Below are 14,380 nucleotides of genomic sequence, written 5' to 3' on the forward strand. Positions count from 1 at the left end.
TGCGCACTCGCACAGCCGTCTGTACCGCTCTACTCGTCGCCGCAACCGCAACCGCATGCAGCAGCGACGGAGAACCCAAGACGATCCGCGCCACCGTCACACAGACCGTGACCGCTACACCCGGCGCCGAAGCAGCACCGAAGACGGACGGCGTCCTGAACATGGGCGCCAAGAAGGACATCACCGACGCCGAGAACGACGTACACCTCACTGTGCAGGCCGTGGAGTACCAGCAGCCGCACAAGGGGCCCCAGCCACAGAAGCCGTTCGACTTCCAGGGCGGCGACATCTGGGCCACCATCAACGTCAAGGTCTGCAACATCGAGGGCGACATCGAGGTCAGTCAGCTCCCGTGGTCGCTGGCTTACGAGGACGGCACCAGCATCGACGCCACTGGTTCCACGGGCGGCGACATGCCGAAGCCGGAGTTCCCGATGGACAAGAGGGTCTTGCCGGGGCGTTGCGCGGCCGGCTTGATCTCGTTCCCGGTAGACAGCAAGAAGCGACCCGAGCGGGTCGTGTACGAGCCGGAAGGCTCCGACCCCACCGAATGGGCGGTGCCCAAGGCGTAGCGGTCAGCCCTCGCCGAGCGCTTCGCGGGTGCGTCGGGCGGTGTCCGCTGCCGCCCACCGCGGGAAGCGCTCCTCACGCCACCTGTGCCCGTTCCCGCATGACATGGGGGACGGCTCGGGGTCGAACACGTAACTGTCGTACACGGCCGCCAGGCCCGCCGTAGCGCCGCACTCCGGGCAGGCGATGGGCTCCTCGTCCGGCCCGCTCGCACCATCCGGCAAGGCAAGCCAGCCCGTATCCCGCGGCTTCAGCAGGCCCTCGCCGAGCGGGTGGATGCGGTCGAGGAAACCCGGGTCGTGCTCGAGGGCCTGGCGCAGCAGGCCAGCGCCGACCGCCCTCGGAAAGCGCTCTTCGGGCCACAGGTGCGCGGCGGCGCAGCGCATGTATGACGGGTCCGGGCCGACGTCCTCGAGGTCGAGGGCGACCGTGATGCCCTCGGTGGCCCCGCACGTGGGGCATCGGAATCCGCCGCCAGGCAGCGGCCAGCGGACGACGGTCTTCGGATCGGGCATCAGTACCGCCTCCGCTGCTTCTGGTAGTCGAGGAGTGCGTCGTTCGTCTCCCGCGCCAGGGTCATCGCGAAGCGCTTCCGCTCGCCAGCGTTGGACAGCAGGTCGGTGCTGGAGACGTTCACCGTCAGGTTCACGACCGGCGCGATGGGCGCCGTAGCCGCGCCTCCCGAAGCCCCGGACATGAGTGCCGGGCGCTTCCGCAATCCCGCGGTGTTCCCGGACAGCAGGGTGGCACCCTTGGAGAGCCGCTTCGTCCAGCCGACTTCGACGCCCATCGCGGAGAACTCGCCGATCGGCTCCATCAACTTGGACGGGGACTTGATGCCGAGCGCCTTCTTGATCGCGGCTTCCATCGCTTTGGCGATGTTCATCATCGTCGCTTCGATGGCGGCCTGCTGGGTGCTGAGCCCCTTCACCAGCCCCTCGGCGGCCCTGATTCCGGCCCCATACATCGCGTCCGCAGTGACCGTGCCGGCCTTATCGGCGGAGGCTTTGAGCTGGGCTTCGAGGGCGTTGATTTCCTTGATCTGCTCCGGGGTGGCGTTGAGGAGTGACTGGGCGGTGGCCATGCCGCCGCCGGTGATGCCCGCCTGGGCTATCTCGGAGATGGACTGGGCGTTGAGGCCGCGCCCCTTCAACTGCTCGAGCATCTGCGTGAACTCGGTTGTGCGGCCGGTGTCCGACTTCAGCTGGTTGATCAACGTCTCGGGGCTGGTGCCGTACTTGCCGATCTTCGTGATGTTGCCGAAGCTGACCAGCGACGACGACACCGAAGTCTTCAGCTGATCGAACTTGCCCTTGAGGTCGTCCAGCTTGCCCTTCGCACTGTCCAACGCCTTGTTGACGCCCTCCAGCTTCCGCTGGTTCGCGATCAGGGCCTTGCCCGAGGAGTCCAGCTTCTTCAGCAGGTTCGACTCGGTCTTCCCGTGCGACGACGCCTTGATCTGGCCGTACACCTTGTTGAGGTTCGACACCAGATCGCTGACACCGGCGGGCATGCCGAGGGACTTCTCGAACGAATCGGTCTGGTACCCGGCCATGTTGCCGAAGTGGGAGATGCCGAAACTGGAGGCGAGGCCCTTCTTGGCCTCCTGCTCCGCCCTCTGCTGCGCGGTGAGCTTGCCGCCCTTCGCGAAACGCGGCAGCCGATCGGCGTTGATCGCTTCAAGCAGGCTGCGGTACTTGGCGGTCTGCTCCTTGTTGATCATGAACTCGCCGCCCATGGCGAGAATGGGCACATCGTCCCGCACACCAGAGCCGCCCACGATGGGGCCACCCGAGGCGTACTTCGAAACGCCGCCCTCGCCCTTGGTGGGGCGCCCGACCGTGTTGTAGACGGCCCTGGTCTCACGGACGGTGAGAACGTAGTTCCTGGTGTAGGTGTTTGCGGTCTTGCCGTCCAGGGCATCCAAGGCACGCCGCACGTCGGCAATCGAACCGAGCGACTGCCCGTTCGTGGTGAACACCTCGGTGCGGCCGTCAGGCAGGGCTTTGGTCTTGAAGCCCACCGCCTCAAGCGCCCTGATAGCCGCCGCATTCAGCGTGTCGACCTTGATGCTCTTCGCGCCCGGCGTCGCCTTGATCGCTGCCTGTACTGCTTGCAGCCCGGTGATGGCCTCCGCCCGCTCAGCCTTGATCAGCGTCTTGACCTCGGACGGAATGCCGAGCAGTTTGTTGACGTACTCCGTTGCCGCCTTCGTGTTGCCGCCGAACGCCTGGGTCGCCAGCCGCATCATCGTCGAGCGCAGCTTCTCGGACTTGCCGACCATCGACTCGAGGGATTCGCCTGCCGCGAGCCCGGCGGCGATCATCTCGTCGTGGCCCTTAGCCGCCTGAGACATAGCCTGGCCGTTTGCCTGGCCAGCCGCGGTGTCCAAGTTGAGCGTCGCCCCGTGCTCTTTGAACGACGCGGTCAAGGCGTCGACGCCCGCCTCGAACTGGATCTGTGCGTCATACGCCGACCGGTTCACGTCGTTCAGGGCGAGGATGCTCGCCCGCAATCCGTCGGCCGCGCCCTTCTGCGCGTCGAGTTGCGCCTTGGTCGTCATGGCCTGTTGCCCGAAGAGGCCCATGCCACGCGCGGCGATCTCCTGCTCGATCTTCAGATCGGCGAGCGAGTTCTGGTAGTCGTTGAACGCCTTGTCGATCTCCGCCGAGCTGGCACCGGTGCCGCGCAACGCTTCCTTGACGATGTCGAATCCGGCCGCCGCTCCCTTCGCGTTACCGCCGGAAGCCATCTTCGCCAGGGCCTTATCGACCGAGTCGAACTCGTCGCTCAATGCGCGCAGCGAATCCTTGCCCTTGGCTATGGTGCTGGCTCGGTCGGCAACCCAGTCAGCAATGTCATCGGCAACCGGGATACGGAACCCGAAGACGCCTTCCTGCGCCTCCTGGGTCTTCTTCGACTCCTCCTGCAGCTTCTTGAACCGGGCGACCAGGCCGTCCAGGCTGCCGAACGAGTCCTTCAGCTCGCCGGTGAACTGGCCCGTCTCGCCAAGCTGCCGAAGGCTGGTCGTCAACCGGTCCACATCCGGCGGCGCACCACGCGCCTTGTCGGCGAAGTGATCCAGGGCAAGCGCGGCAACACCCAGGACGCCCAGACCAGCGGCGGCTTTCTGTACGCCCGTCATGCTGCCTGCCGTGGCCCGCAGGGTGGTGCTCACACCTGCGGCGCGCATCACCGCGAAGTACGCGGCCAGCCGGGAGATCGCCCCGGCTGATGCCGCCGCCGACATTAGCCCCATGCTGACACTGAGCAGCTTCATGCCCGCGTACAGCTGCAGGACCGTCGACAAGACGCTCGTCGGGATCGCGTTGACGAGCTTGGCGAGAGCATTGACGGCCGTCAGGACCGAGACACCCATGTCGGATGCGGCGACAACCAGGTGCATCAGAGCCTTCGCGAGGTTGCCCAGGGATTCACCGACGAGGGGGCCGTTCGCGCGGACGTAGTCCATGAACTCTTCGAGATCCTTGTTGACCTTGCCGCTGTCCATGGCCTGAGAGAACTTGACCATGCCGGTGGTGGCGTCGGAGATCGCACCCGCCGACCAGCCGGCCAGCTTGTCCATGAAGCGGTCGAAGCCCGGAGTGGCCATGCCGCCGGCGGCCACGTTCATCAGGTTGTCGAGCTCCGCCGACGTGGACCGCACCAGTGGCGTCAGGTGCGGCAGCATCGCCTGGAAGAGGCCCATGGACTTGGTGACCACGGGCATCGTGTCCGCGGCCAGAGCGTCCGACCAGTCGCGGTATTCGCCCTTGAGGACGCTGAACGCTGCCGCTGCCTCGCGGGTGGCGGGCGGCATCTTGCCGAGGATGCGCTGCTGCTCAAGCTGCGCCGCGGCGGCCTGGGACGAACCCCGCCCGTACTGCTCGACGGCATCGCTGTACTTGGTGGTGGCCTGCGACGCCTCTGACATGGCCTTGACCTGGCCGGCCGCAGCGATGGCGAACGCTGCGACGCCTGCCCCGGCGGCTGCCGTCTTCGCTGCGATCGCGGTGAGCTCAGCGGCGATGGGGATGAGGGCCGGGCCGAGGAGGATTGCGGCCTGAGTGAGGCTCATCATGCTGCTCGCGCCGCCGCCGGAGCCCCCACCGATGCCGCCGAGCGCCGGGCGGAGCGCGCCCATGCTGCCGCCCACGCGGCGCAAGCTGCCGTCCAGGTCGTCCAGGTCGCCGCGCAGAGTGCGCGTGTTACCCGACAGAGTGGTCAGGCGTCCGTCGGCGGTCTGCGCGCGGGTGCCGAAGGTGTTCAGCGCGGTCGCCGCGCGGGCCGTGGTGTCCCGCAGATCGCCCATCGCGGCGGCTGTGGCAGCCGCACGCCCCCGGAGGGTGCGCAGGGAGCGGGAGGCGTCCTGGGCGGCGTTGTCGAGGAGCTGCAGGGCTGCGGCTGCGGCGGCGCTGCGCGCGGTGAGGGCGGTGAGCGGGGTGCCGGTGCGGCTTGTGTCGTCGCGCAGGTCACGCATCGCCTGCGCCATGGCGACCAGCTGGGCGGTGTCGCCGCTGAACCGGGCGCGCAGCTGGACGGGGCTCTGCCGCTGAAGGTCTCGGACGGCGGCGCCCATGGCCGTGATGCCGGCGCGTGCACGGTCGTCGAGGTCCGCCCGTATCCGGATGTTGCCGAGAGCCTTGATGCTGCCGAGGGTCCGCGCGAATTCCTCGGCCTTCCGGTCGACCCGGTCGAAAGCGCGGGCGCCCTCGGTTCCGGCCCGCCGCATCGAGGTGATGAGCCGCTCGACGTCGTCCCTGGCCTCCCGCGTCTTCGCGGTTACCTCGACGTGCCCGGAGGCGATCAGGAAGGACATCAGGCGACCGCCAGCTCGTCACTCCAGAGCAAGCGGTCGAGCGGCACACCGACCGCTTCGGCGAGCGCGTCCGCCAGGTCGACCGGGACGGGGGCGCGGCCCTGCTCAGCGCGGTAGACCGTCCACACCGACTTGCCGACGGCCGCGGCAACTTCGGGGACGGTCAGGCCGGCGGAACGGCGGGCGGTGCGCAGGGCGGGTCCGCTGAAGGAGCGGGGCATGGGGCATCCCGAGGCGTGGGCAGCAAGGAGGGCCGAGGTGTTCGCCCGGCTTCGCATCCGCTCTGGCCCGCACCATCACGGTGCTCATCGGCCTACCGACGCCGCTCGCCTGTGTCCCTGATCGGCTTCCTGCCTGAGCGGACCATCACGGTCCGCCGGGACCTCGGCTGTACGGCTAGCTTCCTCACTTGGCACTTTACGCCAACACTGCCACTCTGGCCATAGAATCGAAGGTAATTTAGTCGTTCTGGCCAATCATTCGCAGCCTGGTTGCGTGGAGGTGGGCATGGAGATACGCGAGCGGCGTACCCCGCCCGAGGAGCTCGGGCCCATGCTGCGCGCGGCGCGGGAGCGGGCTGGCCTTGGGCAGCGGGAGGCGGCGCGGCGGGCAGGTGTGAGCCAGGGGCATCTGTGGATGCTCGAGGCGGGGCAGCGTGTCCCGTCGGCGTCTGTCGCCGAGGATCTCGTCGAGGCGCTCGCCCTCACACCAGAGGAGAGCGGACAGTTGCGAGCGGCGGCCGTCAGCGATGCGGGCCGCAGCAACCCCGCCCGGTCCGCGGCGTAACGAAATGCGTAACGAAAAGGGGGTGCGCTCAGCGCGCGCCCTCGCTGTCGTCGTGCTCGGCCAGGCGCTCCGCCAAGCGGGCGGCGATGCCGTAGCCGGGGCTGCTGTCGAGGCGCCCCTTCTTCTGGTCATAGAGCCGGGTTGTGCGCGGGTCTTTGTGGTCGGCGAAGTCCTGCACGTCGTGCAGCTTGGCTCCGGGCGCGGCGAGGGCGTGGGTGACGGCGTCGTGCTTGAGGACGTGCGGGTGGAAGGTGGCGGCGTTCTTGATGCCGGCCTTGTCGGCGAGCCTGCGCACGAGGGTCCACACGTACTTGGGGTCGAGCGGCTTGCCTGCGCTGGTCTGGAACAGCGGGCCTTCGGTGCGGCCGTCGAGGTACAGGTCGAGGGCGTGGCCGGCGGGGGGCGGAACGGCTTTGCGCTTGCGCCTGCCGCCCTTGAGGCGGACGTTCAGGGTTCGGTGTCCCTGGTCGTATCCGAGGTCTTCCGCGCGGGCGCTCAGGGCCGAGTCGAGGCGCAGCGCCATCGAGTACATGGTGAGCAGCAGGGCGTAGGCCCGAGGCGAGTCGGAGCGTGCGGCGGCCAGCAGGAGAGCCGACTCCTCCTCGGTTGAGCCGCGGGTGCTGGAGTCCGCCTGCTCGAGGTCGGGGCGCACCACGAGTTCGAACGGGTCGGAGCCTTCACCGCGGGCGCGCACGGCGTAGTGATGGAAGGACGAGCAGGCCGACATGAGGTTCGCGCGGGCGCTGTCGGAGCGCGGCGGCCCGACGGGGGCTTTCTCGCCCCGCTTGCCGCCCTTGACGGAGCGCATCGTGGGCGCGGTCTCGAGGTAGCGGGAGAACGCTTCGGCGAGGGGGAAGTTTGCCTCGAGCGGGTGCGTGCCGGTTGAGCGGGCGTACTGCTCCCACACACGGAACTGGCGCACGTAGGTGCCGCGGGTGTTCTTCGTCTTCTGGCGGGCGATCCATGCGCCGGCGAGGGCGGGCAACGGGTCACCGGGCTGGTAGTGCGCGGCAAGTTCGTTGGCGAAGTCGACGGCCTCCTCGGGCCAGTCGTCGACCGCGCTCCGTACCGCGGTGTCGAGTTGGCCGGCGGACGGACGGACGACGATCTCAGTCATGGACAACTCCCCCTCGCTCGGGCCTCGGTGACCCATCCTCATGAGTACCACATAACAGTAATTATGTGGTAGTGAATTGACTACCTAGGCGGTCATCGAGAACTGCCCCCACCGGGGTGCATCTAGGCTGCGGCCATGGAGCAGCGAGAGATCATGCAGCGGGTCGTTGGCATCCTCACCGAGGCGCTCGACATGCGGCGGCAAGCGCGCGAGAACCCCGAGTCCGACATCGAGACGAGCGGTGCAGTGACCGCGATGCTCGACGAGATGCTGCCCCGCATCGAGCTCCCCGGCGACGCGACCGCCCACGAGGTTGCCGTCGCGATAAGCCACGAACTCGGGCCGGCCATAGAGCGGATCACCTCGGCGTTCGCGTTCGCGTTCGTGCAACTCGCCGAGGTTCACGACGAGGGCCGAACCGACGCGTCGACGGCCGATGTCCTCCGGTCCATCTCACTACACTTCGAGAAACCGACAGGGCAGTAGACGCGTCTACCAGCCCGTGCTGTTTGCGCGCGCCGGATGCACCGATGCCCCGCCGATGGACAGCACCAACTGCGGGGCATAGGTGCGCTCTGTCAGGCGATCCTCGAGTCGACGCCGAACTGATTCAACAGCCCGGCAGAGAGGGCCTGGGCGCACTCCACAAGGACCGAGGAATCGGCGCCCGGGGGCAACTCGGAGCCGACCGGGAGGATCCGCATCGGGGCGCGGGCATTGTCCGGCGTTTCTGTGAAGCCGTGGAGATCACTGACCGGGGCGAGCCCGGGAAAGAATTTGCCGCCCTGCTCATGGGCTTCCGGCTTACAGACGAGCACGGCGGTCAAGTCGCTGCTGCTGTCGATCCGGCGGGTCAACCTGAACTCGTGCGTGAGGGCTACCGCCTCAGACACGCCGATCTGCACCGTCTGGCATTCCACGGGCACGTAGGGGGTGAGGTTCGAGGTGGTGGGAACAGCGTCCTTGCGTATGACGAAGCGAGACACGTCGACGGCGTACACAACCGTCCCGTCGTGGTGAAACTCGACGAGGAGGAGCCTGTTGTTCGTGTGTGGCCCTCTGAATGGTTGCAGGAAGTTGCCGTCCACCCAGCGCCGCAGGCCAACCTGTGGCGAGCCAACAAGGGCATTGCGCATCAGCCCAGGCCCTCTGAACTCCCCCAGCATTTTCCCTGCCGTACCGAGAGCCGCATCCATGACGTATCTGACTTCGTGCCGGGCGGGCGGTGGCACCAGCGGCGGGATGGGTCGCGACGGCCTCGACACGACGATCAACCAGGCGACCATCGGATCACCCTCGGTTAGTACGACTTCGCGGGTGTGCTCGAGGTGGCGCTCCAAGGCCCGGTCGGAGGCTTCCTGTCGGGCATAGCGCTCTCGATATGCACGGTCGATCTCGTGCTCAGCAAGCCAGCCTGTGTGGTCCGCGTACCGGAAGGGCACAGCGAAGGCGTGCAGTTGTTTCTCGCGTGCCGAAGTGCCGAGGACGAAGTGCGGAGCCATCGGGCTCGCAGGGACATCGACGATGAGCAACGTCACGCTTCCGTCGGCCGACTGGCGCGTGTACATGTCCATGCCGGCCACGAAGGGCTGCGTGTTGGCGCGCAGCCACTTGTACAGGTGCTCGGTGTTGACAGCGTCCGGGTCGATGCCGGTGATTGTGCGGTCGTTGCGAACCCCGTAGATGAGCAGGCCGCCGCGGGCGTTGGCCATCGCGGCAACGTCCTTTGCGAACTCGTTCCACTCGCCGGCTTCGGCCTTCTTCGGAAGGTCGCGCTTCCAGTCAAGGTCATCCCGTTCACCGTCGATCCCGGCCGTAGCCTGTTCGATCATTTCGAAGGTGACAGTGCCGGGCGGAGCGCCGAGTTCTTGGTGAATGCGGGTCCATGAGCTGGCCATCGAGTCAGCATAGGAGCACGTACCGCTGTCTGCCTCGGCATTTGCCAGCACGCCCACCCGTGCCACACGAGTGCCAGCACCCACACAAGCGCGGAGGTCACAGTTGGCCAACCGCATCACCTATGCGGTTAGACCCCTGTTGAGTTGTTGCCTTCTGGGCAACAACCATGGGCGGGAGGCCCACAGTTGCGGGCCTCCCGCCCACAACTCCCGCCGCGGCGAACCGTTGCTCAGCGGGCAACGGTTCATGACCGTCTCGGTCACAGTTGCCGCCCACCGGGAGGCAACTACCTCCGAGGGGGAGGCGGTTGCCGGGAAGCTGCGTGGCCTTCTGGGCCACAGTTGCCGAGGGCGGTCGTGTCGATATCGCTACGACTGCGCCCGGCCACCGTGCGGTGCGGCCGGGCGAATTCTGCGGGCGGTGAATATCAGGCTGCGGGCGGCGGCTCCTCAACATCCTCGCGGGGCGTCAGCATCCGCTCGGCCGCCTTCCGCGCCCACGTCGGCGCCGGAGGCTGGACAGCCTCACGCGCCTCCTCCTGCTCCCCTCCCGTCACCTCACCACCCATCGCCCGAGCAGCCAGCCGCTCGGCCCAGCTCTTCACTTCAGTCATCTCGTTCCTCCTCTGCCTTGAGCCGTTCCGCCACGGCGGCGATCACGGCTTGCCGCTTCTCCTCCGGCGTCGCACCCTGCGGCACGAGCACCTCCACCTGCAGCGCCGGCCCCGTACCGAGCAGCCGCTCACGCGACCGACGGATCCGGTTGAGCAGATCGAACGCGCCCTGCGCACCCGCCACGGCCAGGCCGAGGACGCGCGCCTCCTGCTCATCCAGTTCGGCGGCCATGTCCGCGCGGCGGGCCGCCAGTTCGTCCGGGGTCACGGCAGGTCCTCGTCGCGGCCCGCCCGGAGCGCCGCCTCGGTCTCCGCGTTCTTCGCCTTCGCCTCTCGGATGAGTTCTTGCAGCGCGACGTCCTCCTTGGTCAGCTCGTGCGTCTCCAAGTTGGCCTCGATGCGCTGCGGCATGTCGAGGCCGAGCAGCTTCGAACGGCGCTCGCTGATCCGCAGCGCGGTCTGGATGGCGTGCGTGTCGCCCTTGTCGATACGGACCTTGAGCCGGGTCAGGTACAGGTCGAGGCGCTCGCACTCGATGGCGCGCAGCTGCTCGGCGAGCGGGGAGACTTCCGCTGTGATGGCGGCCGTGACCCGCTCGTGCACGGTGGCGAGCGGGATGCCGGTCTGGTCGGCGATCGCACGGAACGACAGCCCTTCAAGGCGGAGTTCGAGGCATTCCGCCTGCTCCTTGCCGATCTTGGCCAGGTTGGGCCTGAGCTGCGTAGACCGTCCCATGTTCACCCTCCTTGTGTTCGAACAGCCGGGCCCGTAGTGGGCCCGGCCGGGCTGGTCAGTCGACGGAGTCGGGGATGCCCGCGAGGGAGTCGCGGAGTTCGCCGCGGACGATCGAGATCCTCTGGTTCGTCCTGGGCGGCTCGCCCTGCACGCCCTCGATGTTGACGATTGCCCGGCCGGGCTTGACCGAGTGGTACAGCGTGCAGGCCTGCCCGGCTTCCGTGAGCGCTTCGAGCGCGGCGTGAATGCTCGCGTTGGCACGCTCGATGCAGTCGGCGAACGCTGCGGCCGCAGAGTCCCGGATGGCGCCGCTCGAGGCGGCGCTGAGCTTCACGAAGTCGTCAACGACCTTGGCGTCGGCTTCGCGGGCAGCCTGGACTTCGTCGTCGAGCTGGTGCCAGTTGGCGGGCGTCGCCGCGGCGAAGGCCTGCTCGGCGCGGTCGAGGTTGCTCCGGCTCTGCTGCAGCGCTTGAAGGGCGGCGCTGACGTCGGCCGGCAGGTGGTCGGCGACGAGGGCGACACGGGCCAGGGTGGAGCGGTGACGCGGGAGCGTCGTCACGGTGAGAGCTGCCATGAGGGTTCCTTTCGATGGGCCGCGGTCCATCGCGGTCCGCGGCCGAGGGGTGTTCAGGCGTCGAGGCCGGGGAGATTGATGGCGCGGATGGTTGCGGCGGCGTTGACCACAGCGGACCGTGCCGGATGGTTGCGGGCGCCGCGGTCGTCGACGTCGAGCGGCCCGCCCGTCGCCGCGCAGGCGTGGAGGGCGGCGGCTTCGGCAGCCTCGTCGAGGGCGTCCAGCAGTTCCCGTTCGGCGCGGGCCGCCCGGTCGAGAGCGGCGCTGTAGGCGTCGGCGGTGGATGTGAGCAGCGCGGTGCGGTTGCGGGCGGCGGCCCCGGCGAAGTCGTCGTAGGCCTCGAGCTGGACGGCCTCCGCCTTGCGCTCCGCCGTCTGGAACTTGGCGAGCTCCGGGCCGGTGCCGTGCCCGGAGTTGGCGGTGGCGTGCTCTGCGGCTTCCCGCTTGGCGGTGGCGTCTTCGAGCTTGGCCAGGAGCTTCTGCATGGCCGCGGGCAGGTGGGCGCGGCGGAGGTTGAGGCGGTAGGTGGTGCGGCCGGCGAAGCTGAGCCGGTGGGTGACGTCGGTCATGGGGATCTCCTGGGGTCAGGCGCCGCTGGCGGCGAGGGATTGGTTGTCGAGGGATTCGGCGAGGCGCCGAAGCTTCGCGGCGTGCCGACGGGCGAGGCCCTTCGTTCGGGCGGCGGCGAGTTCCTCGCGCCGCCGCTTGTCGTTTTCGGCCTTACGGCGGGCGGCTTCGATGCGCTCGCGGATGACGTCGTCGACGTTCACGCCGGGCTCACGAAGAGGATGGGATCGCGGCCGATGCGGGCGCGGCGCTCCAGTTCCTTGGCCCATCCCTCGTCGGAGTTCCGCTTCGCCACCTCTTCGCGGATCGCCGCATCGAGCGCCGTCTGTGCCGCTCCGTCGCGATGCTGAAGGAGTCGGGCGACCAAGGCGGCGAGGCGGTCCACGGTGGAGGCGGGGGCGTCGTAGCGGAGTGCGTAGTCGATGACGCGGCCGATGCTGTGGTTGATGTCGTCGACAGTGGCGTAGTCGCTGGTGCCGCGGCGTAGCCCGCCGTTGAGGTGCAAGCGGTCGCTGCGCAGTAGTCGTAGCCGCTCGTACAGGGGGCGGCGGCGGTCGTCGAGCGTGTCGGCCCATTGCAGTCGTGCGGCGGTGCGCTTGGGCTCGTCACGGAAGGCGGGGAGTATGCCGCGGATCGTGCCGTTGATGGTGCGCCGTGCCGCGTCTACGGCGTCGTGAGCGAGGTCGTGCAGCTCGCCGAGCTCGTCGGGGGTGAGCCAGTCCTGGGGGCGGCTGGAGACGCGCTCCGAGGGCAGGCAGAAGCTGCGTACCCACTCCTCGGCAGCGGCGGCCCACTCGGTTCGGCTAGGCAGGGTTCGGATCGTCATAGAGGTCTCCTGTGGGGATCACTGGCCGGCTGGCGAGATAGTGCAGGTGTTTGCGGAGGTGCTCGGCGGCGATGTGCTGGCCGCCGTGGAGTTTCCCGAGGGCTATGGCGAGATCGCAGGCGAGCGCCGAGATGACGGCGATGTGCTCGTCCGTGCTCATCGGCAGGATGAGGTCGAGGGATGCCTCTATGTCGCCGGTGATCGTGTACAGGGTGATGGCTCCGGCGTCACGCTCGGCACGTCTCGTCATTTCTCCTCCGGCCAGAAGGGCTCGTCGTACACGGATTGGTCTTCGGGGTCGCGGTAGGGCTGGCGCCGGGGCGGCGCGATCATCGGTTTGGGGCCGCGGTTGATGCGCTCCTCCGCGGACAGATCTTGGGCGAGCACCATCCAGCCGGCGGACCGCTCGTCGGTGCCTGCGCCCTTCCAGTCGCCCGTCTGCATGCGTTGCCGGGCGCGCGCCATGGCACGGTCGGTCCAGCCGTCGGTCTCCTGCTGCTGGCGGCTTTTGTGGGACGCCAGGATGACCAGGCGTTTGGGGTGGCAGTCGTCGCAGGCCGCCATGCCGTGGTCGCCTTGCCGGTAGCGGAACTTGGGGTTGAACTCGGCTGCGGGGTTCGCTTCGAGGCAAGCCGGGCAGACGGGCGGGAGCTCGGCGGGCCCCTTCCCCACAGAGGCCGGGTGGCAGTTGGGGCAGGGGCCGCCCTGGAAGCTCATGACGTCGATGCGCAGTCTCGCGTCGGTTGCGGCACCCGGGTTGTACTGCAGGCACGTCTCGCAGGCCGGAGGTAGCAGCAGGGCAGCCGGGTGGCAGTACGAGCACGGGTCGCCCGTGATCGGGTGGACGCGCAGTGCCGGGTCTGTGGCCGCCGCGGGGTCGAGGTGTCGGTCACAGACGGGCGGCAGCAACGTAGCGTCGACGGCTTGGGGCAGTTCGTCGTCGGAAAGCCGGTGTACGTACACAGCTGCGGCAGAGCGGACGTTGGGGTCGTCGCTGATGTCGAGGTAGCGGCGGAGCCCGTTCTCGGTCCACCCGGATTTGAAGGCGGCAACGACGAGGGTGCCCAGTTGCTGCCGCTGCTTCTTTCCCGGCTGCCTGTTCCGGTAGTCGAGGCTGTCGACGAACGCCTGAGCCCGCTCTGCTTGTTTTGTGATCTCTTCCAAAGAAAGATTCCCGCCTCCGCCTCCGTCTGTTCCGTCCGTGAGATGGACGGAACCTTCCGGGGAGTCCTCAGCCACGGGGGAGGAGGAGGGAGATTCTTTAGTAGAGAACGAAGAGACAGGAGATGGGGGCCCAACGGTGGTTGGCCCTGCACCAACCACCGTTGGCCCTGCACCAACAGTGGTTGGGCCTTGTGCAACCACGGTTGGCCCTTGCCCACCCGCAGTTGGGCCTTCATGGGTCTTAGGCCCAACCACCGTTGGGCCTTCTGCTTCTATCTCGACTTCAGGGCCAACGGTGGTTGGGCCTTCGAAGTCGGGTACGCGGAAGGTCATCGCCTTGCCCGGCACGGCGTACAGCAGGTTGCCGTTCTTGTCCTTGCCGATGGGTAGACGGAACTCCCAGCCGGCCAACGACAGGCGGCGCAGCATCTCCCGCACGCTGAGTTCATCCTTGGCGGCCGTCCAGCGCACGAGCTCGGCGAGCCGGACCCTGCTGCGGCGGCCCTTCTCCGGGCTGTAGTTCCAGTCGTCGTCGTACCGGGCGTCGTCGGCGATCTCCAGGGCAACGGCGCGCTGGAGGCCCTTGATGCTGGGCGGCAGGGCCTCGCGCAGCTGGCGGCGCAGATTACTTCCCATCGCACTCCCCCTGCTGTGGCCAGCCCGGTGTGGCGAGGACGGGGCGAGGCGGCATGCGGCGCTCGCTGATCACG

17 protein-coding genes are annotated in these 14,380 nt (G+C 68.2%); 3 read left to right on the forward strand and 14 right to left on the reverse strand.

Annotation, left to right across the window (positions count from 1 at the left end):
* Window positions 1-107: 107 nt before the first annotated feature.
* A complete protein-coding gene (locus ACTWQO_RS16835; protein ID WP_443238127.1) occupies window positions 108-572 on the forward strand; it encodes a DUF4352 domain-containing protein in 465 nt (154 codons plus the stop codon).
* A gap of 3 nt (window positions 573-575) precedes the next feature.
* Here ACTWQO_RS16835 and ACTWQO_RS16840 read toward each other — a convergent pair whose 3' ends face one another.
* The 3 genes from ACTWQO_RS16840 to ACTWQO_RS16850 all read right to left on the reverse strand — a co-directional run bounded on the left by ACTWQO_RS16840 (window position 576) and on the right by ACTWQO_RS16850 (window position 5,610).
* Complete coding sequence (locus ACTWQO_RS16840) at window positions 576-1,085, reverse strand: hypothetical protein (protein ID WP_443238128.1); 510 nt, start codon at window positions 1,083-1,085, stop codon at window positions 576-578.
* Window positions 1,085-5,149 (reverse strand): hypothetical protein, encoded by a 4,065-nt coding sequence (locus tag ACTWQO_RS16845; RefSeq protein ID WP_443238129.1) that lies wholly within the window; start codon window positions 5,147-5,149, stop codon window positions 1,085-1,087. Before ACTWQO_RS16845 ends, ACTWQO_RS16840 begins: the two co-directional genes overlap by 1 nt.
* Window positions 5,150-5,388: 239 nt before the next feature.
* A complete protein-coding gene (locus ACTWQO_RS16850) occupies window positions 5,389-5,610 on the reverse strand; it encodes a helix-turn-helix transcriptional regulator (RefSeq protein WP_443238130.1) in 222 nt (73 codons plus the stop codon).
* Between the two features lie 286 nt (window positions 5,611-5,896).
* Between ACTWQO_RS16850 and ACTWQO_RS16855 the strand changes: the two genes are divergently transcribed.
* Complete coding sequence (locus ACTWQO_RS16855) at window positions 5,897-6,175, forward strand: helix-turn-helix domain-containing protein (RefSeq protein WP_443238131.1); 279 nt, start codon at window positions 5,897-5,899, stop codon at window positions 6,173-6,175.
* A 28-nt stretch (window positions 6,176-6,203) separates the two neighbouring features.
* Here ACTWQO_RS16855 and ACTWQO_RS16860 read toward each other — a convergent pair whose 3' ends face one another.
* Window positions 6,204-7,292, reverse strand: a complete 1,089-nt coding sequence (locus tag ACTWQO_RS16860; RefSeq protein ID WP_443238132.1) for a tyrosine-type recombinase/integrase — start codon at window positions 7,290-7,292, stop codon at window positions 6,204-6,206.
* 135 nt (window positions 7,293-7,427) lie between these two features.
* Between ACTWQO_RS16860 and ACTWQO_RS16865 the strand changes: the two genes are divergently transcribed.
* Window positions 7,428-7,778, forward strand: a complete 351-nt coding sequence (locus ACTWQO_RS16865; protein ID WP_443238133.1) for a hypothetical protein — start codon at window positions 7,428-7,430, stop codon at window positions 7,776-7,778.
* Between the two features lie 92 nt (window positions 7,779-7,870).
* Here ACTWQO_RS16865 and ACTWQO_RS16870 read toward each other — a convergent pair whose 3' ends face one another.
* The 10 genes from ACTWQO_RS16870 to ACTWQO_RS16915 form a co-directional block, all read right to left on the reverse strand.
* Window positions 7,871-9,190: an AlbA family DNA-binding domain-containing protein gene (locus ACTWQO_RS16870; protein WP_443238134.1), complete on the reverse strand. Its 1,320-nt coding sequence runs from the start codon at window positions 9,188-9,190 to the stop codon at window positions 7,871-7,873.
* A gap of 428 nt (window positions 9,191-9,618) precedes the next feature.
* Window positions 9,619-9,804: a hypothetical protein gene (locus ACTWQO_RS16875; RefSeq protein ID WP_443238135.1), complete on the reverse strand. Its 186-nt coding sequence runs from the start codon at window positions 9,802-9,804 to the stop codon at window positions 9,619-9,621.
* On the reverse strand, window positions 9,797-10,072 hold the full coding sequence (locus tag ACTWQO_RS16880) for a hypothetical protein (RefSeq protein WP_443238136.1): 276 nt from the start codon (window positions 10,070-10,072) through the stop codon (window positions 9,797-9,799). The genes ACTWQO_RS16875 and ACTWQO_RS16880 overlap by 8 nt, the downstream gene beginning before the upstream one ends.
* Window positions 10,069-10,539, reverse strand: a complete 471-nt coding sequence (locus ACTWQO_RS16885) for a sigma factor-like helix-turn-helix DNA-binding protein (protein WP_443238137.1) — start codon at window positions 10,537-10,539, stop codon at window positions 10,069-10,071. The genes ACTWQO_RS16880 and ACTWQO_RS16885 overlap by 4 nt, the downstream gene beginning before the upstream one ends.
* A 55-nt stretch (window positions 10,540-10,594) precedes the next feature.
* A complete protein-coding gene (locus ACTWQO_RS16890; protein ID WP_443238138.1) occupies window positions 10,595-11,113 on the reverse strand; it encodes a hypothetical protein in 519 nt (172 codons plus the stop codon).
* 53 nt (window positions 11,114-11,166) lie between these two features.
* Entirely contained in the window at window positions 11,167-11,682 is a 516-nt protein-coding gene (locus tag ACTWQO_RS16895) for a hypothetical protein (RefSeq protein ID WP_443238139.1), read from the reverse strand.
* Window positions 11,683-11,697: 15 nt separating this feature from the next.
* The gene (locus tag ACTWQO_RS16900) at window positions 11,698-11,883 is read right to left on the reverse strand and encodes a hypothetical protein (RefSeq protein WP_443238140.1); all 186 of its coding nucleotides are present in this window, start codon (window positions 11,881-11,883) and stop codon (window positions 11,698-11,700) included.
* Complete coding sequence (locus ACTWQO_RS16905) at window positions 11,880-12,506, reverse strand: hypothetical protein (RefSeq protein WP_443238141.1); 627 nt, start codon at window positions 12,504-12,506, stop codon at window positions 11,880-11,882. The genes ACTWQO_RS16900 and ACTWQO_RS16905 overlap by 4 nt, the downstream gene beginning before the upstream one ends.
* Window positions 12,484-12,756, reverse strand: a complete 273-nt coding sequence (locus tag ACTWQO_RS16910) for a hypothetical protein (protein ID WP_443238142.1) — start codon at window positions 12,754-12,756, stop codon at window positions 12,484-12,486. The genes ACTWQO_RS16905 and ACTWQO_RS16910 overlap by 23 nt, the downstream gene beginning before the upstream one ends.
* Entirely contained in the window at window positions 12,753-14,306 is a 1,554-nt protein-coding gene (locus ACTWQO_RS16915) for a hypothetical protein (RefSeq protein WP_443238143.1), read from the reverse strand. Before ACTWQO_RS16915 ends, ACTWQO_RS16910 begins: the two co-directional genes overlap by 4 nt.
* Window positions 14,307-14,380: the final 74 nt, after the last annotated feature.

The sequence above is a fragment of the Streptomyces sp. 4N124 genome (assembly GCF_052245395.1).
Lineage (GTDB): Bacteria > Actinomycetota > Actinomycetes > Streptomycetales > Streptomycetaceae > Streptomyces.

Excerpts from the sequence above, each read along its gene's own strand:
- ACTWQO_RS16890 (WP_443238138.1), bottom strand. The coding sequence starts at position 11,113 with ATGGCAGCTCTCACCGTGACGACGCTCCCGCGTCACCGCTCCACCCTG.
- ACTWQO_RS16865 (WP_443238133.1), top strand. The coding sequence starts at position 7,428 with ATGGAGCAGCGAGAGATCATGCAGCGGGTCGTTGGCATCCTCACCGAG.
- ACTWQO_RS16910 (WP_443238142.1), bottom strand. The coding sequence starts at position 12,756 with ATGACGAGACGTGCCGAGCGTGACGCCGGAGCCATCACCCTGTACACG.
- ACTWQO_RS16870 (WP_443238134.1), bottom strand. The coding sequence starts at position 9,190 with ATGGCCAGCTCATGGACCCGCATTCACCAAGAACTCGGCGCTCCGCCC.
- ACTWQO_RS16895 (WP_443238139.1), bottom strand. The coding sequence starts at position 11,682 with ATGACCGACGTCACCCACCGGCTCAGCTTCGCCGGCCGCACCACCTAC.
- ACTWQO_RS16905 (WP_443238141.1), bottom strand. The coding sequence starts at position 12,506 with ATGACGATCCGAACCCTGCCTAGCCGAACCGAGTGGGCCGCCGCTGCC.
- ACTWQO_RS16875 (WP_443238135.1), bottom strand. The coding sequence starts at position 9,804 with ATGACTGAAGTGAAGAGCTGGGCCGAGCGGCTGGCTGCTCGGGCGATG.
- ACTWQO_RS16845 (WP_443238129.1), bottom strand. The coding sequence starts at position 5,149 with ATGGGCGCCGCCGTCCGAGACCTTCAGCGGCAGAGCCCCGTCCAGCTG.
- ACTWQO_RS16860 (WP_443238132.1), bottom strand. The coding sequence starts at position 7,292 with ATGACTGAGATCGTCGTCCGTCCGTCCGCCGGCCAACTCGACACCGCG.
- ACTWQO_RS16915 (WP_443238143.1), bottom strand. The coding sequence starts at position 14,306 with ATGGGAAGTAATCTGCGCCGCCAGCTGCGCGAGGCCCTGCCGCCCAGC.
- ACTWQO_RS16885 (WP_443238137.1), bottom strand. The coding sequence starts at position 10,539 with ATGGGACGGTCTACGCAGCTCAGGCCCAACCTGGCCAAGATCGGCAAG.
- ACTWQO_RS16840 (WP_443238128.1), bottom strand. The coding sequence starts at position 1,085 with ATGCCCGATCCGAAGACCGTCGTCCGCTGGCCGCTGCCTGGCGGCGGA.
- ACTWQO_RS16850 (WP_443238130.1), bottom strand. The coding sequence starts at position 5,610 with ATGCCCCGCTCCTTCAGCGGACCCGCCCTGCGCACCGCCCGCCGTTCC.
- ACTWQO_RS16855 (WP_443238131.1), top strand. The coding sequence starts at position 5,897 with ATGGAGATACGCGAGCGGCGTACCCCGCCCGAGGAGCTCGGGCCCATG.